At 72.3% G+C, this 21,973-nt stretch carries 20 protein-coding genes; 15 read left to right on the top strand and 5 right to left on the bottom strand.

Going from position 1 to position 21,973, the window contains the following annotated elements:
• Positions 1-197 precede the first annotated feature (197 nt).
• Positions 198-1,334: a UDP-N-acetylglucosamine 2-epimerase (non-hydrolyzing) gene (gene wecB, locus QIY60_RS00535; protein WP_283140559.1), complete on the top strand. Its 1,137-nt coding sequence runs from the start codon at positions 198-200 to the stop codon at positions 1,332-1,334.
• Positions 1,335-1,600: 266 nt separating this feature from the next.
• On the top strand, positions 1,601-2,929 hold the full coding sequence (locus QIY60_RS00530; protein WP_283140558.1) for a glycosyltransferase: 1,329 nt from the start codon (positions 1,601-1,603) through the stop codon (positions 2,927-2,929).
• Between the two features lie 192 nt (positions 2,930-3,121).
• Here the strand turns inward: QIY60_RS00530 and QIY60_RS00525 are convergent, their stop codons facing one another.
• Both QIY60_RS00525 and QIY60_RS00520 read right to left on the bottom strand, forming a co-directional pair.
• Positions 3,122-5,485, bottom strand: coding sequence for a Tex family protein (locus QIY60_RS00525; protein WP_283140557.1), 2,364 nt, complete (start codon positions 5,483-5,485; stop codon positions 3,122-3,124).
• A 66-nt stretch (positions 5,486-5,551) separates the two neighbouring features.
• Positions 5,552-6,415 carry a hypothetical protein gene (locus tag QIY60_RS00520; RefSeq protein ID WP_283140556.1) on the bottom strand — a complete coding sequence of 288 codons (864 nt, stop codon included), beginning with the start codon at positions 6,413-6,415 and terminating at the stop codon, positions 5,552-5,554.
• A gap of 122 nt (positions 6,416-6,537) precedes the next feature.
• Here QIY60_RS00520 and QIY60_RS00515 point away from each other — a divergent pair, with 122 nt between their 5' ends.
• Positions 6,538-7,500, top strand: a complete 963-nt coding sequence (locus tag QIY60_RS00515) for a GlxA family transcriptional regulator (protein ID WP_283140555.1) — start codon at positions 6,538-6,540, stop codon at positions 7,498-7,500.
• Positions 7,501-7,532: 32 nt separating this feature from the next.
• Positions 7,533-8,168 (top strand): DJ-1/PfpI family protein, encoded by a 636-nt coding sequence (locus QIY60_RS00510; RefSeq protein ID WP_283140554.1) that lies wholly within the window; start codon positions 7,533-7,535, stop codon positions 8,166-8,168.
• A 25-nt stretch (positions 8,169-8,193) separates the two neighbouring features.
• Here QIY60_RS00510 and QIY60_RS00505 read toward each other — a convergent pair whose 3' ends face one another.
• Positions 8,194-8,949, bottom strand: coding sequence for an enoyl-CoA hydratase/isomerase family protein (locus QIY60_RS00505; protein ID WP_283140553.1), 756 nt, complete (start codon positions 8,947-8,949; stop codon positions 8,194-8,196).
• 75 nt (positions 8,950-9,024) lie between these two features.
• On the opposite strand from QIY60_RS00505, the gene QIY60_RS00500 reads away from it, so the two are divergent.
• Together QIY60_RS00500 and QIY60_RS00495 are read left to right on the top strand one after the other, a co-directional pair.
• Positions 9,025-9,693: a DUF308 domain-containing protein gene (locus tag QIY60_RS00500; RefSeq protein WP_283140552.1), complete on the top strand. Its 669-nt coding sequence runs from the start codon at positions 9,025-9,027 to the stop codon at positions 9,691-9,693.
• 134 nt (positions 9,694-9,827) lie between these two features.
• On the top strand, positions 9,828-10,328 hold the full coding sequence (locus tag QIY60_RS00495; protein ID WP_283140551.1) for an ATP-binding protein: 501 nt from the start codon (positions 9,828-9,830) through the stop codon (positions 10,326-10,328).
• Here the strand turns inward: QIY60_RS00495 and idi are convergent.
• Positions 10,303-10,896, bottom strand: a complete 594-nt coding sequence (gene idi, locus QIY60_RS00490; RefSeq protein ID WP_283140550.1) for an isopentenyl-diphosphate Delta-isomerase — start codon at positions 10,894-10,896, stop codon at positions 10,303-10,305. The genes QIY60_RS00495 and idi overlap by 26 nt on opposite strands.
• 190 nt (positions 10,897-11,086) lie before the next feature.
• Positions 11,087-12,028, bottom strand: coding sequence for a cation diffusion facilitator family transporter (locus QIY60_RS00485; RefSeq protein WP_283140549.1), 942 nt, complete (start codon positions 12,026-12,028; stop codon positions 11,087-11,089).
• A gap of 445 nt (positions 12,029-12,473) precedes the next feature.
• Between QIY60_RS00485 and QIY60_RS00480 the strand changes: the two genes are divergently transcribed.
• From QIY60_RS00480 to hpnD, 9 genes are all read left to right on the top strand, one after another.
• Positions 12,474-14,315 (top strand): DUF5941 domain-containing protein, encoded by a 1,842-nt coding sequence (locus QIY60_RS00480; RefSeq protein ID WP_283145773.1) that lies wholly within the window; start codon positions 12,474-12,476, stop codon positions 14,313-14,315.
• Entirely contained in the window at positions 14,312-15,049 is a 738-nt protein-coding gene (locus QIY60_RS00475; RefSeq protein ID WP_283140548.1) for a phosphocholine cytidylyltransferase family protein, read from the top strand. The genes QIY60_RS00480 and QIY60_RS00475 overlap by 4 nt, the downstream gene beginning before the upstream one ends.
• Positions 15,037-16,098 carry an iron-containing alcohol dehydrogenase family protein gene (locus QIY60_RS00470; RefSeq protein WP_283140547.1) on the top strand — a complete coding sequence of 354 codons (1,062 nt, stop codon included), beginning with the start codon at positions 15,037-15,039 and terminating at the stop codon, positions 16,096-16,098. The genes QIY60_RS00475 and QIY60_RS00470 overlap by 13 nt, the downstream gene beginning before the upstream one ends.
• Positions 16,076-16,855 (top strand): CDP-alcohol phosphatidyltransferase family protein, encoded by a 780-nt coding sequence (locus QIY60_RS00465; RefSeq protein WP_283140546.1) that lies wholly within the window; start codon positions 16,076-16,078, stop codon positions 16,853-16,855. The genes QIY60_RS00470 and QIY60_RS00465 overlap by 23 nt, the downstream gene beginning before the upstream one ends.
• Positions 16,852-17,736 (top strand): glycosyltransferase, encoded by an 885-nt coding sequence (locus QIY60_RS00460; RefSeq protein WP_283140545.1) that lies wholly within the window; start codon positions 16,852-16,854, stop codon positions 17,734-17,736. The genes QIY60_RS00465 and QIY60_RS00460 overlap by 4 nt, the downstream gene beginning before the upstream one ends.
• A gap of 93 nt (positions 17,737-17,829) precedes the next feature.
• Positions 17,830-18,711 carry an ABC transporter permease gene (locus QIY60_RS00455; protein WP_283140544.1) on the top strand — a complete coding sequence of 294 codons (882 nt, stop codon included), beginning with the start codon at positions 17,830-17,832 and terminating at the stop codon, positions 18,709-18,711.
• Complete coding sequence (locus tag QIY60_RS00450) at positions 18,704-19,507, top strand: ABC transporter ATP-binding protein (RefSeq protein ID WP_283140543.1); 804 nt, start codon at positions 18,704-18,706, stop codon at positions 19,505-19,507. The genes QIY60_RS00455 and QIY60_RS00450 overlap by 8 nt, the downstream gene beginning before the upstream one ends.
• 574 nt (positions 19,508-20,081) lie before the next feature.
• Positions 20,082-20,975 carry a squalene synthase HpnC gene (gene hpnC / locus QIY60_RS00445; protein WP_283140542.1) on the top strand — a complete coding sequence of 298 codons (894 nt, stop codon included), beginning with the start codon at positions 20,082-20,084 and terminating at the stop codon, positions 20,973-20,975.
• The gene (hpnD, locus tag QIY60_RS00440; RefSeq protein WP_283140541.1) at positions 20,972-21,922 is read left to right on the top strand and encodes a presqualene diphosphate synthase HpnD; all 951 of its coding nucleotides are present in this window, start codon (positions 20,972-20,974) and stop codon (positions 21,920-21,922) included. The genes hpnC and hpnD overlap by 4 nt, the downstream gene beginning before the upstream one ends.
• The last annotated feature ends 51 nt before the right edge of the window (positions 21,923-21,973 follow it).

Raw genomic sequence — 21,973 nt, 5'->3', positions numbered from 1 at the left:
GAAAGCCCGCCTTCCGCCCCCTCACCCCCGGAGGGTTCAGGGAAGGGGCGGGGTGGGGGTCAAAAGTCCCGCCCGCCCGGGGCCGAACGTCCCGAACCCCCACACCGCAACCGTCCCGCAACCGACCACCACCGCCACCGGCAACGCTCGGCGGACAACCTCGTGGACGCCCCCGCCCGGCCGTCCCAGGAGCCCCCGTGCCCACCCCCCTCCCACCCCGCAGCATCGCCGTCGTCCTCGGCACCCGCCCCGAGCTGGTCAAGCTCACCGAGCTGATCCGCCTGCTCGGACCCGCCGCGCACGTCGTGCACACGGGGCAGCACTACGACGAGGAGCTCTCCGGCCGGTTCCTCACCGACCTCGGCATCCCCGAGCCGACCTACCTCACCGGCATCGGCGGCCGCCCCCGCGCCGTCCAGATCTCGGCGGCCCTGGCCCAGCTCGACGCGCTGTTCCTGGCGGAGCCGCCGCTCGCCGTGGTCGTCCAGGGCGACACCAACGCCGCGCTCGCCGGTGCCCTCGCCGCCAACGCCCGGTCGGTCCCGCTCGTCCACGTCGAGGCGGGGCTGCGCAGCCACGACCGGAACATGCCGGAGGAGCACAACCGGGTCCTGATCGACCGGCTCGCCGACGTGCTGTGCGCGGCGACCCCGGAGAACCGCGACAACCTGCTGGCCGAGGGGGTGGCCCCGGAGCTCGTGGAGATCACCGGCAACACCGTGGTCGAGGCGGTCCACAGCCAGCTCCCGGACGCCGACGAGCGGTCCGCCCACCTGGAGGAACTGGGTCTCACCCCGGACGGCTACGTCCTGGCCACCGTCCACCGCCCCGAGAACACCGACGACCCGGCGGCCCTGCGCGCGATCCTCACGGAGCTGGCCGCGCTCGCGGCCGACGTGCCGGTGGTGCTGCCGCTGCACCCGCGTACCCGGGCCCGCGTCGAGGCGGCGGGGCTCGCCGCGCTGCTGGGCCCGCTGCGGGTGACCCGTCCGCTCGGGTACCGCGACTTCCTCGCCCTGGCGCGGCACGCGGCGCTGCTGGTCTCCGACTCCGGGGGCGTCCAGGAGGAGGTCACCGTGCTGGGGCGGCCGCTGGTGGTCGTCCGCAACTCCACGGAGCGGCCCGAGGCGATGGCCGACTTCGCGACGCTGGTGGCGCCCGGTCCCGGGCTCGGGCGGGCCGCGCGGGACGGTCTTGCCCTGGGTGTCGCGGGCCGCGCCCGCCTCGCGGCGCTGCCGAGCCCGTTCGGGGACGGGCTCGCGTCGCGCCGGATCGTGGCGCTGCTGGCGGAGCTGGTCGCCGTCACCGCCACGCCGTACGCGGCGGCGGCGTAGTGCCTCGCCCGAGGCGCGGTCGGCCGGCTGCGGGCCGTCGGTGGCTGGTCGCGCAGTTCCCCGCGCCCCTCAGGGGGCTTGACGCCGCCGGGGTCGTGCCGTGAGCGGCGCCGTAAGCGCCCACCGGTAGGCCGTCGGTCGGCTGCGGGCCGTCGTCGGCTGGTCGCGCAGTTCCCGCGCCCCTTATGGGCCGGAGGCGTCCGGCGGCTCGTCGCGTCGTTCCCCCGCGCCCCTTTCGGGGCGCCCCCCCACCCACGAAAGCCCCCATGTTCGACAGTCTCCTCGTCCTCCTCTTCCCCTTCGTCCTCCTCATCTGCTTCCTCCTGTACTGGGCCGGGGCCCGGCACGCCTACCTCAACCGGCCGCGTACCGAGCCCGGTGACCCCGCCGCCCTCGACTGGCACTTCTTCGTGCCGTGCCGGGACGAGGAGGCCGTCGTCGGGGCCACCGTCTCGCAGCTGCGCGCCGACTTCCCGGCCGCGCACGTGTGGGTCGTCGACGACGACAGCGACGACCGGACCGGGCTGATCGTCGCCGCCCTCGCGGAGGACGACCGCCGTGTCCATCTCGTACGCCGGGTACGCCCCGAGGCCCGCACCGGCAAGGGCGACGCGCTGAACGCCGCGTACGACCAGCTCGGTGAGTTCCTGCCGGAGGGCGCCGACCGCGACCGGGTCGTGGTGTGCGTCGTGGACGCCGACGGGCGGCTCGACCCGCGCGCCCTCGAACTCGTCTCGGGCCCGGCCGCGTTCGGGGACCCGGAGGTCGGCGGGGTGCAGGTCAGCGTGCGGATGCGCAACGTGGACGACCCGCGTCCGCTCCCGGAGCGCGGCCGGGTCGCCAACGTGTTCGCGCGGCTCCTCGTCCGCGTCCAGGACATGGAGTTCGCCGTCTCCAACGCCGGGATGCAGCTGCTGCGCGGCCGTACCGGCTCGGTCGGCCTGGGCGGCAACGGCCAGTTCACCCGGCTCTCCGCGCTCGACCGGATCGCCGACGCCGAACGCCGTCCGTGGCAGCGCGGCGCGCTCCTGGAGGACTACGAGCTGGGCCTGCACATGATCCTCGCGGGCTTCCGGATCACGCACATAGCCGACACCTGGGTCTCCCAGGAGGGCCTGCCGCACGCCCGCCGGCTGCTCACCCAGCGCACCCGCTGGGCGCAGGGCAACCTCCAGTGCGTGCGCTACGCCCCGCGCATCGTCTCGTCCCGCCACTACAGCGGCCGGGGCGTCCTTGAGGCGCTGTACACGTTCTGCCAGCCGGTCGCGCATCTGCTGACGCTCGCGCTGAGCACGGCGATGCTGGTCCTGGGCGGCGTCGGCTCACTCGCCCTGTGGCCGCTCATGCTGGTGCTCGCGGCCCTGGCGATCGGCCCGTTCGTCCTGTGGGGCCCGGTGTACCGCCGCGACCACGCCCCCGACGCGTCCCGCCTGACGGCGGTGCTGTGGGGCGTGGCGCTGTGGCTGTACGCGTACCACCTCTTCGTGGTCTCGGCCCGGGCCTTCGTCCGCATGGCCCGCGGCCGCAACGGCTGGGCCAAAACCCGCCGCAACGCGGAGAAGGTGACGTCGGGGCCGGTGGCGCTGGAGGCGTAGCCTCCGGTCGGCCGTTCGACCCGAAGGGTCGCCATGAGGGGCGCGGGGAACTGCGCGACCAGCCACGCACGGTCCGCAGCCGGGGCACGGGCGGGGGAGCGGTGGCCCGGGACGGGGTGCCGCTGTGCCCACCCGTGCCGCCCCTGGCGGCACGCATGCCCACAGCGGCGGCGGTCGGCTTCCCCGCACCCTTCAGCGGCGACCCTTCGGGTCCAGCAACCCTGCCTTGCGAAGGGCGTCCGCCATCGCCCCGTTCGCCGGGGGCGGCGGCGACTGGCGGCCACCGCGGTCCCGGTCGCCGCCACCCCGCCGCTGCTGCTGGCGCTGCTGTGGGGGCCGCCCACCCCGCTCTTCCCGCTTCGGCCCGCCGCCCGAGGCGTTCGCCTCGTCATCCAGCCGCAGCGTCAAAGAAATCCGCTTACGCGGCACATCGACATCCAGCACCTTCACCTTGACGATGTCCCCCGGCTTGACCACCTCGCGCGGGTCCTTCACGAACGTCTTGGACAGCGCCGACACGTGCGCGAGCCCGTCCTGGTGCACCCCGACGTCGATGAACGCGCCGAACGCCGCCACGTTCGTGACCACGCCCTCAAGGACCATCCCCGGCTCCAGGTCGCCGATCTTCTCGACGCCCTCCTTGAAGGTCGCCGTCTTGAAGGCGGGCCGCGGGTCGCGCCCGGGCTTCTCCAGCTCGCGCAGGATGTCCGTGACGGTCGGCAGACCGAACGTCTCGTCCACGAACGTGTCGGCCCGCAGCGACCGCAGCACCGCCGTGTTGCCGATGAGCGCCGCCACCTCGCTGCCCGTCGACTTCACCATCCGGCGCACCACCGGATACGCCTCGGGGTGCACGCTGGACGAGTCCAGCGGGTCGTCGCCGCCGCGGATCCGCAGGAAGCCCGCGCACTGCTCGTACGCCTTCGGGCCCAGGCGCGCCACGTCCTTGAGCGCCTTGCGCGAGCGGAACGGGCCGTTGGCGTCGCGGTGCGCCACGATGTTCTCGGCGAGTCCGGCGCCGATGCCCGAGACGCGCGAGAGCAGCGGCGCGGACGCGGTGTTGACGTCCACGCCCACTCCGTTCACACAGTCCTCCACGACCGCGTCGAGCGAGCGCGAGAGCTTCACCTCGGAGAGGTCGTGCTGGTACTGGCCGACGCCGATCGACTTGGGGTCGATCTTGACCAGCTCGGCGAGCGGGTCCTGGAGGCGGCGGGCGATGGAGACCGCGCCGCGCAGCGACACGTCCATGTCCGGCAGCTCCTGCGAGGCGAACGCCGACGCCGAGTACACCGAGGCGCCCGCCTCCGACACCACCACCTTGGTGAGCTTCAACTCGGGGTGCTTGGCGATCAGTTCACCGGCGAGCTTGTCGGTCTCGCGGGACGCCGTGCCGTTGCCGATGGCGATCAGCTCGACCGCGTGCTCCTTCGCCAGCCCCGCCAGCTTGGCGAGCGCCTGGTCCCACTTGTTGGCCGGGACGTGCGGGTAGATCACGTCCGTCGCCACGACCTTGCCCGTCGCGTCCACGACGGCCACCTTCACGCCCGTACGGAACCCGGGGTCGAGCCCCAGCGTCGCGCGCGTCCCGGCCGGGGCGGCGAGCAGCAGGTCGCGCAGGTTCGACGCGAAGACCCGCACCGCCTCGTCCTCGGCGGCCGTGCGCAGCCGCAGCCGCAGGTCGATGCCGAGGTGGACCAGGATCCGGGTGCGCCACGCCCAGCGGACGGTGTCCGCCAGCCACTTGTCGCCCGGCCGGCCCCGGTCCGCGATGCCGAAGCGGCGCGCCACCATGTTCTCGTACGCGGACGGGCCGGGCACGTCCGACGGCTCCTCGGGCTCCAGGACGAGGTCCAGGACCTCCTCCTTCTCGCCGCGCAGCATCGCCAGGACCCGGTGCGAGGGCAGCGCCGTGAACGGCTCGGTGAAGTCGAAGTAGTCGGCGAACTTGGCGCCCGCCTCCTCCTTGCCCTCGCGCACCTTCGCCGCGAGGCGCCCCTTCGTCCACATCCGCTCGCGCACCTCGCCGATCAGGTCGGCGTCCTCCGAGAACCGCTCGGTGAGGATGGCGCGGGCGCCCTCCAGGGCCGCCGCCGGGTCCGCGACGCCCTTGTCCGCGTCGACGAACGCGGCCGCGGCGGCCAGCGGCTCCACCGACGGGTCGGTGAGCAGCCCCTGCGCCAGCGGTTCGAGGCCCGCCTCGCGCGCGATCTGCGCCTTGGTGCGCCGCTTGGGCTTGAAGGGCAGATAGATGTCCTCCAGGCGCGCCTTGGTGTCGGCGGCGCGGATCTGCCGCTCCAGCTCCTCGGTGAGCTTGCCCTGCTCGCGTACGGAGTCGAGGACCGCCGTGCGGCGGTCCTCCAGCTCGCGCAGATACCGCAGCCGCTCCTCCAGGGTGCGCAGCTGGGCGTCGTCGAGCATCTCGGTCGCTTCCTTGCGGTAGCGCGCGATGAACGGCACGGTCGACCCGCCGTCGAGCAGCTCGACGGCGGCCTTCACCTGCCGCTCCCGTACGCCGAGTTCCTCGGCGATCCTGCCTTCGATGGACGTCGTCACGATCCCGTACCGCCTTCTCGCAGAGCTTGAGGCGCCATTGTGGCAGGCGGCACCGACAATCGGCGGTCAGCCCTTGCCGGTGAGGTCGGCCGGGAACGCGCCCGCCGCCAGCGCCGTCATCAGAAAGCCCCTGGCCAGCTCGGTCAGCCGGGCCACGCCGTCCGCGCCGAGCAGCTCGTACGGGGCCAGGTCGAGCCGGTCGGTGCGGTCCTCGACCTCGGCGCGCAGGGCGGTGCCCGCCTCGGTCAACTCGCCGTCGGCGTCCAGGATCCCGCGCTCGCGCAGCCGTCCGACGGCCGCGTCCCAGTCCGCGCGCCGCCAGCCGCGCGTGCCCAGGATCCAGCGCGGCGCCATGCCCTTGCCGGTGGCGGTGTGGCTGACCAGCGCCTCCAGCGGGTCGAGTCCCGCGTCGAGCAGCGCCATGAGATGACCGTCGCCGCGGTGCTCGCGCAGCAGCGTCGCCGCGTGCCAGTACGCCAGGTGCGGCTCCTCGGGCACCGGCAGGTCGGCGTGGGCGGCGTACAGCGGCCGGGCGTGGCGGGTGCAGCCCTCGGCGGCGCGCAGGGCGAGGCGCGCGGCCTCGGCCATCTCCGGGGAGGCCACCACGTCCTCGCCGAGCAGCCGCCGCAGGGTGCTGTCGACGGCCCGCAGCCGGGCGGCGAGGACCGCCTCGGGGGAGGCGATGTCCCAGACGGCGGGCACGTGCAGGGCGACCAGCTCGTGGTTGAAGTTGTAGAAGGTGGCGGTGACCGTGCCGGGTCCCACCGCGCCCAGCGCGGCGGCGCGCCCGGCGAAGTAGGCGGCGCGCGCGTCCTCGATGCCGATCTCCGCGAGCTCCTTGGCGAGGTCGGGGGAGAAGTAGACCGTCGAGTGCAGCGGGTTGACGGAGTTGTGGCAGTGGCGGCCGGCGCGCGGCGGGAGAGACGTCATACCCGCAGGTTACCGACTGGTCGGTACGGCGTGAAGCCCCGGGAAGGGACGGGCGCGGCATGGCAGGAAAGGTGGGGTACTCGTCATTGCGGACACCACGGGCGCCCCGAAGAATCGTGGGCATGGCACAGCGAACCGTCCTCATCGTCCTCTTCGAGGACGTCCAGAGCCTGGACGTCACCGGCCCCATGGAGGTCTTCACGGGCGCCGGCCACTTCGCCCGGGCCGTCGGCGACGAGTACCGCGTCCGCACCGCCTCGCTGGACGGCGGCCCGGTCCGCAGCTCCAGCCGGCTCACCCTCGTCCCGGACTTCGCCCTGGCCGAGGCGCCCGAGCCGCACACCCTGCTGGTGCCGGGCGGCCAAGGCACCCGCGATGCGGACCCGGCCCTGATCGCGTGGCTGCGCGAGCACGGGCCCCGCGCCGAGCGGCTGGTCTCCGTCTGCACCGGGGCCGAGCTCCTCGCGGAGGCGGGGCTGCTCGACGGGCGCCGCGCGACCACCCACTGGGCGTACTGCGAGTCCCTCGCGCGCCGCCACCCGAAGGTCACCGTCGAGCCCGACCCCATTTACGTACGGGACGGGAACGTGGCCACCTCGGCCGGGGTGACGGCCGGGATCGACCTCTCCCTCGCGCTCGTCGAGGAGGACCTGGGGCGCGAGGCCGCGCTCACGGTGGCGCGGCACCTGGTGGTGTTCCTGCGCCGCCCGGGCAACCAGGCCCAGTTCAGCGCCCAGCTCTCCGCCCAGACCGCCCGACGCGAGCCGCTGCGCGAGGTGCAGCACTGGATCACCGAGCACCCCGGCGAGGACCTCTCGGTGGAGGCGCTGGCGGCCCGTGCCCGGCTCTCGCCGCGCCACTTCGCGCGCGCCTTCCAGGCCGAGACCGGGACGACGCCCGGCCGCTACGTCGAGCGCGTCCGCGTCGAGCACGCCCGGCGGTTGCTGGAGGACACCGCCGACGGAGTCGAGGAGATCTCCCGCGCCTGCGGCTACGGCACCCCGGAAGCCATGCGCCGCGCCTTCCTCAAGTCCCTCGGAACCGCGCCCGCCGAGTACCGGCGCCGGTTCCACCCCGCCAACTGACCCCCTGCCCGACCCACTCCGAGAGGAACCCGATGCAGATCGCCATCCTGCTCTACGACCGCTTCACCTCGCTGGACGCCATCGGCCCGTACGAGATGCTCTGCCGCCTGCCCGACACCGAGACGGTCTTCGTCGCCGCGCAGGCCGGTCCGGTGACCAACGACAGGGGCAGTCTGCGCATCATCGCCGAGAAGACCCTCGACGAGGTGCGCAGCCCGGACGTCGTGGTCGTCCCGGGCGGCCCCGGCACCGGCGACATCGCCCACGACGAGGCCCTGACCGGCTGGCTGCGCGCCGTCGACGCGACCACCACCTGGACGACGTCGGTGTGCACCGGTTCGCTGCTGCTCGCGGGGGCCGGGCTGCTCACCGGCCGGCGCGCCGCCACGCACTGGCTCGCCTACGACGCCCTGGCCGCGCTGGGCGCCGAGCCGACCGCCGAACGCGTGGTCACCGACGGCAAGTACCTCACCGCCGCCGGGGTCTCCTCCGGCATCGACATGGGGCTCACCCTGGTCGGCCGCCTCGCGGGCGACGAGTACGCGCAGGCCGTGCAGCTGCTGACCGAGTACGACCCGCAGCCGCCCTACGACGCGGGCTCGGCCGCCAAGGCACCGGCCGAGCTGGTGGCCAAGCTGCGCTCGGGGGGCCACCTCGTCGTGAAGTAGCCCGGCCCGCCTCAAAGGATCCGGCTCAGCCCGAAGCGGTCCAGCCGAAGCGCGGGGCCCGGCGCTCCAGGAACGCGGCGACACCCTCGGCGGTGTCGCCGCTGCCGCGCGCCTGCTCCCTCCAGTACGCGTCCCGGTCGGTGCGGCCGTTCGCGAACTCCTTGGCCGCCGCCTGGGTCAGCTGCGAGCGGGCGGCGAGGACCCGGGTGAACTCGGCCACCCGCTTGTCCAGTTCGCCCGCCGGCAGCACCTCGTCCACCAGGCCGGTCCGCAGCGCCCGTGCCGAATCGATCAACTCGGCCGAGAACAGCAGGTACTTGGCGGTCGAAGGCCCCACCAGGGCGGCCAGGCGCCGGGTCGAGGACGACGCGTAGACGATGCCGAGCTTGGCGGGCGTGATCCCGAACGAGGCGCCCTCCTCCGCGAAGCGCAGGTCGCAGGCGGCCGCGAGCTGGCAGCCGCCGCCCACGCAGTAGCCGCGCACGGCGGCCAGCGTCGGCTTGGGGAAGGTAGCGAGCGCCTCCTCGGCCGCCACCGCGAGCGACTGGGGATCCTCGCCCGGCCCGGGCGCGCGCAGCGAGGAGATGTCCGCGCCCGCGCAGAAGGTCGGCCCGGCGCCGGTCAGCACCAGGGCCCGCACCTCCGGGTCGGCGGCCAGTTCGTCGAGCAGCGGCGGCAGCGCCCGCCACATCCCGGCCGTCATCGCGTTGCGCTTGGCGGGGTTGCTGATGACGACGGTGGCCACCCCGTCCGCCACGGTGTGCTCCAGCTGCGGCTCCATGCGCCGGATGCTATCCGGGCGGGCCGCTCCTATGATCAGGAGGGGGCCGACCGGCGATGCCACGAGGAGACGCTGATGGCCGCACCCGCTACCGCACGCGACAGCAGGAAGCTCCGCCGCAGTTTCGGACGGCTGACCGTCCTCGGCGCGGTCCTCGCGCTCGCGGGCCTGGTCGGTCTCGTCTACACCGGCGTGGCCACCCTCACCTCGATGCTCCTGTTCGGCTGGCTGCTGCTCGTAGGCGGTGTGGTCGGTCTGATGCACGCGATCCAGTCGCGCGGCGCGAACTTCTTCTGGCTCGGCGTGGTGGTCGCGGCCCTGAACATCGCGGCCGGTGTGGTGGTCATCCGCCGCCCCGAGGGCTCGGCCGAGGCGCTGACCATGTTCGCCGCCCTGCTCTTCCTCACCGGCGGGGTGTTCCGGCTCGCGGGCAGCGTGGTGGTGCGCGGGCCGCAGATGGGCTGGACGCTGCTGCAGGGCGCCTTCGGCGTGCTGCTCGGGGTGCTGGTGCTGGCGAGCTGGCCGAGCAGCAGCCGTTATGTGATCGGCTGCTTCTTCTCGCTCGGCCTGCTCTTCGACGGCCTCGGCCTGATCGCGCTCGGCGTCGGCGGCCGGCGGATCGTGGGCCTGGTGACGGACGGGCGGCCGGACACCGACGCCCGGGAGTCCGAACCCGGACCGCAGACACCCCCGCAAGCCGTGGCAAAGCAGTCAGACAGCGATCAGGGACGCTTGGGGAAGTGACATCGGCGGGCGGTTGTGAGCAGAAGGCGTCGATACGCGCTGACTACTGTTCAGTCGCCCGGTCCGGACCATCCCACTCTCAACACTCGTTACCGAAGAGCCTGACAGCCGAGTGCGAGGGTGGGTGCCGGAACATGGAGATCCGCGGGAGCGTGCCACCCGACGCCGCGCCGGCCAGGCCGTTCCCGTACGAGGGAGTCTGGCGCTTCACGGCCCCCGCGGTCGACGCCTCGGTCCCGCAGGCCCGGCACGCCGTGCGCGACCTGCTGCGCCGACAGGGCGTGCCGGTCCACGACGACCTCGTCCAGGGCCTGCTCCTGATCGTCTCCGAGCTGGTCACCAACGCGGTCAAGCACGCGGCCCTGCTCTCCCCGCAGGTGGCCGTGGAGGTCGCCATCGGCGCCGAGTGGATCCGGGTCTCGGTGGAGGACAACCATCCCTACCGCCCCAAGGCGCTGGAGACCGACTACGGGCAGACGGGCGGGCGCGGACTCCTGCTGGTGCGCGAGATCACCTGCGAGGCGGGCGGGGCCTGCGACGTCGAGCAGACCGCGAGCGGCGGCAAGATCATCTGGGTGGCTCTGCCGCTGGCCCCGGTCTCCGGCGCGGTCACCAGCCCGCGGCAGGCCCTGTGAGCTCCCTGACCGCGGGCCGGGCCGCGTCCAGGACCGTCATGAACCACGCGGAGAACGTGGCCCGCTCGTGCAGCGCGGTCAGCTCCTGCGGCGAGACGAAGGCGGTCTCGTAGACCTCCTCCGGGTCCGCCTGCACCGGCGCCTGCACCAGACCGACGAAGAGGTGGTTGTACTCCTGCTCCACCAGGCCCGAGTCCGGGTCGGGGTGGTTGTAGCGGACCGTGCCCGCCTCGGCGAGCAGCGAGGGCGAGACGCCCAGCTCCTCGTGGGTGCGCCGGGCGGCCGCCGCGAAGGGGGACTCGCCGGGGTAGGGGTGCCCGCAGCAGGTGTTCGACCAGACGCCGGGGGAGTGGTACTTGCCGAGCGCGCGGCGCTGGAGCAGCAGCTTGCCCGTGGAGTCGAAGAGGAAGACCGAGAACGCCCGGTGCAGCCTGCCGGGGGCCTGGTGGGCGGAGAGCTTCTCCGCGGTGCCGATGGTATTGCCGCTCTCGTCGACCAGTTCGAGCATGATCTCTTCGGCGGTCCCGTTCGACGAGCTGTTCGCCGTAGTGGCTGGTGTGGTCGGCATAACCATCCTTCGCTTCGGTCCTCGGCTGCCAAGTCTGCCGTACAAAAGCGGCGTGTCCGCACTTCGACGGGCGGCGCATGTCCGTAATGCGTCGGGTGCGCGGCACCGCCGAAGAAGGGATCGTGCCCAGCCGTACCGGAGCGGAATCATCGAACGTGCGAGCGAGTAGGGGTGTCCGGCCCGCCGCCGGTCAGTGGCAGAGCCCGGCCTCGTGGGCCGCGTGGCCGCTCGGCTCCAGCTGGAAGGTGCAGTGCTCCACGTCGAAGTGATCACCCAGGCAGCCCTGGAGGTCGTGCAGCAGCTTCTCGTGGCCCACCGAGTCCAGGACCTCCTGGCTGACCACCACGTGGGCGGAGAGCACCGGCATCCCGGAAGTGATCGTCCAGGCGTGCAGGTCGTGGACGTCCTCGACGCCCGGCAGGGCCACGATGTGGGCCCGCACCTCGCCCATGTCGACGCCCTTGGGCGCGGCCTCCAGGAGCACGTTCAGCGTCTCCCGCAGCAGCTTCACCGTACGCGGGACGATCATGAGGCCGATCACGAGCGAGGCGATCGGGTCGGCGGCCTGCCAGCCGGTCGACATGATGATCACCGCCGAGATCAGTACCGCCACCGAGCCGAGCGCGTCCGCGAGCACCTCCAGGAAGGCGCCGCGCACATTGAGGCTGTCCTGCTGGCCCTTGATCAGCAGCGAGAGCGAGACCATATTGGCGACGAGGCCGATCAGGCCGAAAACGATCGTTGTCGGCCCCGAGGTGTCGGCCGGCTCGACGAACCGCTGGACCGCCTCGTACAGCACGTATCCACCGACGCCGAGCAGCAGCAGACAGTTGGCGAGCGCGGCGAGGATCTCGGCGCGGGCATAGCCGAACGTCCGGTTGTGACCGGCCGGGCGGTTGGCGAAGTGGATGGCGAGCAGCGCCATCGCCAGCCCGAGGGCGTCCGTCGCCATGTGCGCCGCGTCCGCGACCAGCGCCAGCGAGTCCGCGAGCATCCCGCCGACGATCTCGACCACCATCACGCCCAGCGTGATGCCCAGGGCCACCCGCAGTCGCCCCTTGTACGCCGCGGCGGCCGTCCCGGTGGGCGCCGGTCCGCCGTGCGCGTGTCCGTGGTCGTGCCCAGCCCCCATGGAAGGCCACCTCTCAGACTGTCGGCAAAAGGTTGTGCGATCTCCGTACGAGGGGTCAGTGAACTACGGGCGGGGGGTATGGGGCAACACGGCACTGAACACCGTTGTCATGTGCTCTGACCTGCGGAAACGCGCTCGCCGCGAGGTTTGTACGCCGTTCGCACAGGCGTCGCAGGTCAGAGCGGTGCGCGGCCGTCCGGGACGGCGCGGAGCCCCGGGGCCGACGGACGGGGGGCGGTTTGTGGGGCGCGGCCTTGATCGACGATGATGATCCACGCGGCGGTCCCCCGCCGCAGGGCCCGATCGGGGGCGTAAACAGGCGATGAACTCCCGGTTCCACGCATCCGATAGCCTCCCGATAGCCTCTGCCGACGTGCCGCCCGCCGCTTGTTTCCGGGCCGGGCCGTCGGACATCAGCCATGCCAGCTCCAAGGAGTGAGTTCGTCTGTCGACCGCCATCCTGATCGGGCTTCCGGTCCCCGGGTCGCAGCTCGGGCCCGAGCTGCGCTCGCTGGGCTTCGACGTACGGTCCGCCCAGCGGCCCGAGGACCTGCCCGGCCTGCTCGCCGAGGTCCCGCCCGGTGAGCGGGTCGCCCTGGTCGATCCGTCCTTCGTGGGCCACACGCACGCCCTGCGCCTCGCCCTGACCGACCCCCGGTTCCCGGCGGCGGCGGTCACCGGTGCCATGGCGGTCCAGGCGGAGGCCCGCCCCGCGCTCGTGCGCGCGCTCGCGGACCTCGCCGGGGCGCCCGCGCCGACCGCCGCCGGTGCCTCGGTCGCCGTGAACGCCCCGTCCACCGGGACCGGCGTCCTCGTCGACCGCGTCGCCTCCGCCATGGAGGACCGGGGCACCGCCGTGCACCGCCCCGAACTCGGCTCCCTGGTGGCCACCGTGCCCGCCGGGCCCGAGGCGGCCTTCGCCGCCCGCAAGGCCGTCGACGCCGTGGACGACGAGGCCGTCCGGCTGCGTACGGCGGTGAAGTCCCGCGACGGGTTCTTCACCACCTTCTTCATCAGCCCGTACTCGCGCTACCTCGCCCGCTGGTGCGCGCGCCGCGGCCTCACCCCCAACCAGGTCACCACCGCCTCGCTGCTCACCGCGCTGATCGCGGCCGGCTGCGCGGCGACCGGCACCCGGGGCGGCTTCGTCGCGGCCGGCGCGCTGCTGCTCTTCTCCTTCGTCCTGGACTGCACCGACGGGCAGCTCGCCCGCTACTCACTGCAGTACTCCACGCTCGGCGCCTGGCTGGACGCGACCTTCGACCGGGCCAAGGAGTACGCGTACTACGCGGGCCTGGCGCTCGGCGCGGCCCGCGGCGGCGACGACGTATGGGCGCTGGCGCTCGGCGCGATGGTCCTGCAGACCTGCCGCCACGTCGTGGACTTCTCGTTCAACGAGTCCAACCACGACGCCAGCGCCAACACCAGCCCCACCGCCGCCCTCTCCGACAAGCTCGACTCGGTCGGCTGGACGGTCTGGGTGCGCCGGATGATCGTGCTGCCGATCGGCGAGCGCTGGGCGATGATCGCGGTCCTGACCGCCGTCACCACGCCCCGTACCGTCTTCTACGTCCTGCTCGTCGGGTGCGCGTTCGCGGCCTGCTACACCACGGCCGGGCGCGTGCTGCGCTCGCTGACCCGCAGGGCGACCCGTACCGACCGGGCCGCGCAGGCGCTCGCGGAGCTCGCGGACAGCGGACCGCTGGCCGAGTCGGTCGCGCGGGGCTCCACCCGCCGCGCCCCGCGCGCCGGGTTCGTGGCCCCGCTCCTCGCCGCCTTCGGCGCGGCCGTCGTGCTCGTCGACTCGGCGGTCTCGGGCCCGTCCTGGGCCTGCGTGGGCGCGGCCGCGACCTACGCGTTCTTCTCCGGCCTCGCCGTCTCCGCCCCCCTCAAGGGCGCCCTCGACTGGCTGGTGCCGCCCTTCTTCCGGGCCGCCGAATACGGCACGGTCCTGATCCTCGCCGCCCGCTCCGAGGTGAACGGGGCCTTGCCCGCGGCCTTCGGGCTGGTGGCCGCGGTCGCCTACCATCACTACGACACGGTCTACCGCATCAAGGGCGGATCCGGCGCGCCGCCGCGCTGGCTGGTGCGTCTGACCGGCGGCCACGAGGGGCGGACGCTGGTGGTCGCGGTCCTCGCGGCGGCCCTCGCCACCCGCGGCACGGACTTCACCCTGGCGCTCACCGCCCTCGCGGTGGCCATCGCGCTCCTGGTGGTCGTGGAGTCCATCCGCTTCTGGGTGTCCTCCGGAGCACCCGCAGTACATGACGAAGGAGAACCCGCATGATCGGCCTCGTACTCGCAGCCGGTGCCGGACGGCGTCTGCGCCCCTACACCGACACGCTCCCGAAGGCCCTCGTGCCCGTCGACGGCGACACCACGATCCTGGACCTCACCCTCGGCAACTTCGCCGAGATCGGTCTCACCGAGGTCGCGATCATCGTCGGCTACAAGAAGGAGGCCGTCTACGAGCGCAAGGCGGCGCTGGAGGCGAAGTACGGCCTCAAGCTGACCCTGATCGACAACGACAAGGCCGAGGAGTGGAACAACGCCTACTCCCTGTGGTGCGGCCGTGACGCGGTCAAGCACGACGTGATCCTCGCCAACGGCGACACCGTGCACCCGGTCTCCGTCGAGAGGACGCTGCTCGCCGCCCGCGGCGACGGCAAGAAGATCATCCTCGCCCTCGACACGGTGAAGAGCCTCGCCGACGAGGAGATGAAGGTCATCGTCGACGACGAGAAGGGCGTCCAGAAGATCACCAAGCTGATGGACCCGGCGACGGCCACCGGCGAGTACATCGGCGTCACCCTCATCGAGGGCTCCGCCGCCGACGAGCTCGCCGACGCGCTGAAGACCACCTTCGAGCGCGACCCCGACCTCTACTACGAGGACGGCTACCAGGAGCTCGTCAACCGCGGCTTCAAGGTCGACGTCGCGCCGATCGGCGAGGTCTCGTGGGTCGAGATCGACAACCACGACGACCTCGCGAAGGGCCGTGAGATCGCGTGCCAGTACTGACCCGGCTCATCCCGTCGCCGGTCGTCGTCGACATCAGCCGGGGCGCCCTGGACGACCTGGCGGGCGTCCTGGCCGACCAGCGGATCTCGGCCTCCGGCAAGCTGGCGATCGCGGTCAGCGGCGGCTCGGGCCAGGCGCTGAGCGAGAAGCTGGCACCGGTGCTCCCGGGCGCCGACTGGTACCCGGTCGCGGACGGCACCATCGACTCCGCCGTGCAGCTCGCCGACGACATCAAGGGCAAGCGGTACGACGCGGTCGTCGGCCTCGGCGGCGGCAAGATCATCGACGTGGCGAAGTACGCCGCGGCGCGGGTCGGGCTGCCCATGGTCGCGGTCGCCACCAACCTCTCGCACGACGGCATCTGCTCGCCGGTCTCGATCCTCGACAACGACAACGGCCGCGGCTCCTACGGCGTGCCCACGCCCATCGCCATGGTCATCGACCTCGACGTCATCCGCGAGGCACCGGTCCGGTTCGTCCGCTCCGGCATCGGCGACGCGATCTCCAACATCTCCGCGATCGCGGACTGGGAGCTCTCGCACCAGGTCAACGGCGAGCCGGTGGACGGCCTGGCCGCCGCCATGGCCCGTACCGCGGGCGAGTCGGTGCTGCGCCACCCCGGCGGCGTCGGCGACGACGAGTTCCTCACCGTCCTGTCCGAGGCGCTGGTGCTCTCCGGCATCGCCATGTCGATCAGCGGCGACACCCGCCCCTCGTCCGGCGCCTGCCACGAGATCAGCCACGCCTTCGACCTGCTGTACCCCAAGCGCTCCGCGCTCCACGGCGAGCAGGTCGGCCTCGGCGCCGCCTTCGCGATGCACCTGCGCGGCGCCGCCGAGCAGTCCGGTCTCTTCACGGAGGTACTGCGGCGGCACGGCCTGCCCGTACTCCCGCAGGAGATCGGCTTCTCCGCCGACGAGTTCGTCCGGGCGGTGGCGTACGCGCCGCAGACCCGGCCGGGCCGTTTCACGATCCTGGAACACCTCAACCTGTCCACAGCCCAGATCAAGGACGCTTACGCCGACTATGCAAAAGCCATCGGTAGCTGAACTCCGCCCGGTCGTGCACCCTCCGGGCGTCAAGGACCGGCGGAGCGGCGAGCACTGGGGAGGCCGGCTCTACATGCGCGAGGTCTCCCTGCGCGTCGACCGGCACCTGGTGACCACGAAGGTCACGCCCAACCAGCTGACCTACGTGATGACCGTCGCCGCCGCCTTCGCGGCCCCGGCCCTGCTGGTGCCGGGGATCTGGGGCGCCGTGCTCGGCGTGGTGATGGCGCAGGTCTATCTGCTCCTGGACTGCGTCGACGGCGAGGTCGCCCGCTGGAAGAAGCAGTACTCGATGGTCGGCGTCTACGTGGACCGGGTCGCCGCCTATGTGCTCGACGCCGCGGTCCTCGTCGGCTTCGGGCTGCGCGCCGCCGACATCTGGGGCACCGGGCGGATCGACTGGCTGTGGGCCTTCCTCGGCACCCTCGCCGCCCTCGGCGCCGTGCTGATCAAGTCCGAGACCGACCTCGTCGGTGTCGCCCGGCACCAGCAGGGCATGCCGCCGGTCAAGGAGGCGGCGTCCGAGCCGCGTTCGTCCGGCGTGGCGCTGGCCCGCCGGGCCGCCGGCGCGCTCAAGTTCCACCGGCTGGTCATGGGCATCGAGGCGTCCCTGCTGATCCTGGTCCTGGCGATCGTGGACCACGTGCGGGGCGACCTGTTCTTCTCCCGCCTCGGCGTCGCCGTCCTCGCGGGCATCGCACTGCTGCAGAGCGTGCTGCACCTGGTGTCCATCCTCGCCTCCAGCAGGCTCAAGTGAGCGCCCCGCTGAAGGTCGGCGCGGTCGTCATCACCATGGGCAACCGCCCCGAGGAGCTGCGCGCGCTGCTCGACTCGGTCGCCAAGCAGGACGGCGACCGGGTCGAGGTGGTGGTGGTCGGCAACGGCGCCCCGGTCCCGGACGTCCCGGCGGGCGTGCGGACCGTGGAGCTGCCCGAGAACCTGGGCATCCCCGGCGGGCGCAACGTCGGCATCGAGGCGTTCGGCCCGTCCGGCGCCGAGGTCGACATCCTGCTCTTCCTCGACGACGACGGGCTGCTGCCGAACACCGACACGGCCGAGCTGTGCCGCCGGGCGTTCGCCGCCGACCCCGAGCTCGGCATCGTCAGCTTCCGCATCGCGGACCCGGAGACCGGGGTCACCCAGCGCCGCCACGTCCCGCGGCTGCGCGCCTCCGACCCGATGCGCTCCTCGCGCGTGACGACCTTCCTGGGCGGCGCCAACGCCGTACGGACCAAGGTCATCGCCGAGGTCGGCGGGCTGCCCGACGAGTTCTTCTACGCCCACGAGGAGACCGATCTGGCCTGGCGGGCGCTGGACGCCGGCTGGATGATCGACTACCGCGCGGACATGGTCCTGTTCCACCCCACGACGGCGCCCTCCCGGCACGCGGTCTACCACCGGATGGTGGCCCGCAACCGGGTCTGGCTGGCCCGGCGCAATCTGCCGGCCCCGCTGGTTCCCGTCTATCTGGGGGTGTGGATGCTGCTCACGCTCGCCAGGAAGCCCTCCGGGCCCGCCCTCAAGGCGTGGTTCGGCGGCTTCAAGGAGGGCTGGACCACTCCGTGCGGACCGCGCCGCCCCATGAAGTGGCGCACGGTCTGGCGGCTGACCCGGCTGGGCCGTCCGCCCGTCATCTGACACTCTCGGGTCTGAGCACATCGGGTGGGGGCCGTCGGGCTCCGGGCACTTCGGTCATCGGGCGTACTTCCTTGAAAGCGAAAGTTTCCACTTGTGAGTGACACAACTCTGTCCCCGGCGGACCTCGCCGCCAAGCACGGCCTGGCGGTGAGCGGCGCCCGGCCGGGGCTGTTCGAGTACTGCCGCCAGCTCTGGGGGCGGCGCCACTTCATCCTGTCGTTCTCGCAGGCGAAGCTGACCGCCCAGTACAGCCAGGCGAAGCTCGGCCAGATCTGGCAGGTGGCGACCCCGCTGCTCAACGCGCTGGTCTACTACTTCATCTTCGGCGTGCTGATGGACGCCAAGCGGGGCATCCCGTCGGACGTGTACATCCCGTTCCTGGTGACGGGCGTGTTCGTGTTCACCTTCACCCAGAACTCGGTGAACGCGGGCGTCCGGGCGATCTCCGGCAACCTCGGCCTGGTGCGCGCGCTGCACTTCCCGCGCGCCTCGCTGCCGATCTCCTTCGCGCTCCAGCAGCTCCAGCAGCTGCTGTTCTCGATGATCGTCCTGGTCCTCGTGGTGGTCGCGTCGGGGACCATGCCGATGGCGTCGTGGCTGCTGATGGTGCCGGTCCTTGCGCTCCAGTTCGTCTTCAACACCGGACTGGCGATGATCATGGCCCGGCTCGGCAGCAAGACCCCGGACCTGGCCCAGCTGATGCCGTTCATCCTGCGCACCTGGATGTACGCGTCGGGCGTCATGTTCAGCATCAAGGTGGTCCTCCAGGGCAAGCCGCACTGGCTGGCCCAGGTCCTCCAGGTGAACCCCGCCGCGGTCTACATGGACCTGGCCCGGTTCGCCATGATCGACGGATACGGTGCCCACAACCTGCCGCCGCACGTCTGGCTGCTGGCGGTCGGCTGGGCCCTCGTCGTGGGCGCGGCGGGCTTCGTGTACTTCTGGAAGGCAGAGGAGCAGTACGGCCGTGGCTGAGGACAACAACCGGCTCGCCGACGCGAGCGGCGAGCGCATCCCGACCGTCATCGCCGACGACGTGCACATCGTGTACACGGTCAACGGCGCGGGCGGTGGCCGGGGCAGCGCCACCGCCGCGCTGAGCCGGATAGTGAGGCGCGACACCGGCGAGTCCCGCGGCATGCGCAAGGTGCACGCCGTACGGGGCGTCTCCTTCACCGCGTACCGCGGCGAGGCGATCGGCCTGATCGGCACCAACGGCTCGGGCAAGTCGACCCTGCTGCGGGCGATCGCCGGGCTGCTGCCGCCGGCCAAGGGCCGGGTGTACACCAACGGCCAGCCGTCGCTGCTCGGCGTCAACGCCGCGCTGATGAACGAGCTGACCGGCGAGCGCAACGTGATCCTGGGCGGCCTGGCCATGGGCATGTCGCGCGAGGAGATCAAGGAGCGGTACGAGGAGATCGTCGACTTCTCCGGCATCAACGAGAAGGGCGACTTCATCACCCTGCCGATGCGGACGTACTCCTCGGGCATGGCGGCCCGGCTGCGGTTCTCCATCGCCGCCGCCAAGGACCACGACGTCCTGATGATCGACGAGGCGCTCGCCACCGGTGACCGCAAGTTCCAGATCCGCTCCGAGGAGCGCATCCGCGAGCTGCGCAAGCACGCGGGCACGGTCTTCCTGGTCAGCCACAGCATCGGCTCCATCAGGGACACCTGCAACCGGGTGCTCTGGCTGGAGCGCGGCGAGCTCCTGATGGACGGCCCCACCGACGAGGTCGTCAAGGCGTACCAGAAAGAAACGGGCCGCTAGGCGTTTCGCTGAAAATGCGGTGATTTCGGGTGCGGGCCGTCTGTGGCTGGTCGCTCCCCCAAGTTCTCGGCTTCGCTCGAACAGGGGGGACCCCATCGCGGCGGAGTCGCACATGTCACGGCCCCGCGCCCCTGAGTGGCCTCCCGTGCCGCCAGGCCCGGCCGACTTCCCGTAGGCCCCCGTCGATCAACCCCGGCGGGGGCCTTCGCGTCCTTCGGGGCGGCCCGCAGGACGGCCCGGGATGTCAAGGCTCCGTCAAGTCGCCTGCGCCGGGGGAAGGTTGGCGCGGATTGAAGTGTTCTTGTAATGCGCGCAACACCCCGACGTGTTGTCAGGCGTTGTACAACGTAAGCTGTACCGGTGTTGATCGTGACGGACGGGCGGTACCGCCCCGGGCACCCCGTGCGGGAGCCGTCCTCCACTCGGGAGGCTCGGCGGCGTGTCCGAAATGGGATGTTTTGGGTCGGCGGTGTAGAACGGGAGATGTGACGGCAATGGCTACGGGAAATCTCCAGCTACGAGAGACTTCCGCCGTTCCCGTACCGGGCGGCCCCCGGTGACAGGTGTCCGGGACGTGCGCACCGACTCCCCCTCGCGCACCACGCTCGACAAGGCCACGGAGGAGAACTTCCCGGTGGCCCCCTTCTTTCTGCCGCGCGCCTGGCGCGAAGACCTGATGGCGGTGTACGGCTACGCCCGCCTGGTCGACGACATCGGCGACGGCGACCTCGCACCCGGCGGCGCCGACGCCCGGCACCTGGGCGTGGCCCGCGCCGACGCGGACGACCGGCTCGTGATGCTCGACGCCTTCGAGGCCGATCTGCGCCGCGTCTTCGACTCCACCCCGCACCATCCGCTGCTCAAGGCCCTGCAGCCCACCGTCCGCCGCCGCTCGCTCACTCCCGATCCGTTCCTCGGCCTGATCGCGGCGAACCGGCAGGACCAGCGGGTCGGGCGGTACGAGACCTACGACGACCTGGTCGCGTACTGCGAGCTGTCCGCCAATCCCGTGGGGCGCCTGGTGCTGGCGGTCACCGGCACCGAGAGCCCCGAGCGGGTCCGCCGCTCGGACGCCGTCTGCACGGCGCTCCAGATCGTCGAACACCTCCAGGACGTCACCGAGGACCTCGGCCGGAACCGCATCTACCTGCCCGCCGAGGACATGAAGCGGTTCCACGTCACGGAGGCCGATCTGGCCGCGCCGCGCGGGGGCGCGTCGGTGCGCGCCCTGGTCGCGTTCGAGGCGGAACGCGCCGCGCAGCTGCTGAATGAAGGCACCCCCCTGGTGGGTAGCGTCCACGGCAGACTCAGACTGCTGCTGGCCGGATTCGTGGCCGGGGGACGCGCCGCGCTCGACGCGGTCGCTGCCGCCGGCCACGACGTACTCCCTGGACCTCCCAAGCCCACCAAGTCCAGTTTGCTGCGCGAAGTGGGAGCCGTGTTGCGTAGAGCGCGTAGAGAGGGGTGAGCCGGACCGTGGATCCACACGCACACGTGTCCGCGCCGGTACAGGCCGCGTACAGCTACTGCGAGGCGGTGACCGGACAGCAGGCGCGCAATTTCGCGTACGGCATCAGGCTGCTGCCGACCGACAAGCGCCAGGCGATGTCCGCGCTCTACGCGTTCTCGCGGCGCGTCGACGACATCGGCGACGGCGCCCTGCCCGCCGAGGCCAAGAAGCAGCGCCTGGAGGACACCCGCGCGCTGCTCGGCCGGGTCGCCGAGGGCGCGGTCGAGGAGGACGACACCGACCCGGTGGCCGTGGCGCTCGCGGACGCGGCGCGCCGCTTCCCGATCCCGCTGGACGGGCTCGACGAGCTCATCGACGGCGTCCTGATGGACGTGCACGGCGAGACCTATGAGACCTGGGACGACCTGAAGGTCTACTGCCGGTGTGTCGCGGGTGCCATCGGCAGACTCTCGCTGGGCGTGTTCGGTACACAACCGGGCGCACCGGGCACCGAACGCGCCGCCGAGTACGCCGACACGCTGGGTCTCGCGCTGCAACTCACCAACATCCTCAGGGACGTTCGCGAGGACGCGGGCAACGGGCGCACCTATCTGCCCGCCGACGACCTGGCGAAGTTCGGGTGCGCCGCGGGCTTCCACACCCCGGTGCCGCCCGCCGGCTCCGACTTCGCGGGCCTGGTCCACTTCGAAGTGCGCCGCGCCCGGGCCCTGTTCGCCGAGGGCTACCGGCTGCTGCCCATGCTCGACCGGCGCAGCGGCGCCTGCGTCGCCGCGATGGCCGGAATCTACCGCCGGCTGCTCGACCGCATCGAGCGCGACCCGGAAGCCGTGCTGCGCGGCCGGGTCTCGCTGCCCGGCCGGGAGAAGGCGTACGTGGCGGTACGCGGACTGTCGGGGCTCGACACCCGTACCGTCTCCCGGCAGACCGCCAGGAGGCGCGCCTGATGGCCCATGGGCACCTGGACGTGCGGCCGAGGAGCATTACGCGCGGAGGGT

The sequence above is a fragment of the Streptomyces sp. BPTC-684 genome (genome assembly GCF_030028635.1).
GTDB classification, from domain to species: Bacteria; Actinomycetota; Actinomycetes; order Streptomycetales; family Streptomycetaceae; genus Streptomyces; species Streptomyces noboritoensis.
The sequence above is the reverse complement of the archived record's forward strand: the minus strand, read 5'-3'. Positions and strand labels throughout refer to the sequence as shown.

Bases quoted from the DNA above. Each gene is read 5' to 3' on its own strand.
- QIY60_RS00530 (WP_283140558.1), top strand. From the start codon at position 1,601: ATGTTCGACAGTCTCCTCGTCCTCCTCTTCCCCTTCGTCCTCCTCATC.
- QIY60_RS00520 (WP_283140556.1), bottom strand. From the start codon at position 6,415: ATGACGTCTCTCCCGCCGCGCGCCGGCCGCCACTGCCACAACTCCGTC.
- QIY60_RS00515 (WP_283140555.1), top strand. From the start codon at position 6,538: ATGGCACAGCGAACCGTCCTCATCGTCCTCTTCGAGGACGTCCAGAGC.
- QIY60_RS00510 (WP_283140554.1), top strand. From the start codon at position 7,533: ATGCAGATCGCCATCCTGCTCTACGACCGCTTCACCTCGCTGGACGCC.
- QIY60_RS00505 (WP_283140553.1), bottom strand. From the start codon at position 8,949: ATGGAGCCGCAGCTGGAGCACACCGTGGCGGACGGGGTGGCCACCGTC.
- QIY60_RS00500 (WP_283140552.1), top strand. From the start codon at position 9,025: ATGGCCGCACCCGCTACCGCACGCGACAGCAGGAAGCTCCGCCGCAGT.
- QIY60_RS00495 (WP_283140551.1), top strand. From the start codon at position 9,828: ATGGAGATCCGCGGGAGCGTGCCACCCGACGCCGCGCCGGCCAGGCCG.
- idi (WP_283140550.1), bottom strand. From the start codon at position 10,896: ATGCCGACCACACCAGCCACTACGGCGAACAGCTCGTCGAACGGGACC.
- QIY60_RS00485 (WP_283140549.1), bottom strand. From the start codon at position 12,028: ATGGGGGCTGGGCACGACCACGGACACGCGCACGGCGGACCGGCGCCC.
- QIY60_RS00475 (WP_283140548.1), top strand. From the start codon at position 14,312: ATGATCGGCCTCGTACTCGCAGCCGGTGCCGGACGGCGTCTGCGCCCC.
- QIY60_RS00465 (WP_283140546.1), top strand. From the start codon at position 16,076: ATGCAAAAGCCATCGGTAGCTGAACTCCGCCCGGTCGTGCACCCTCCG.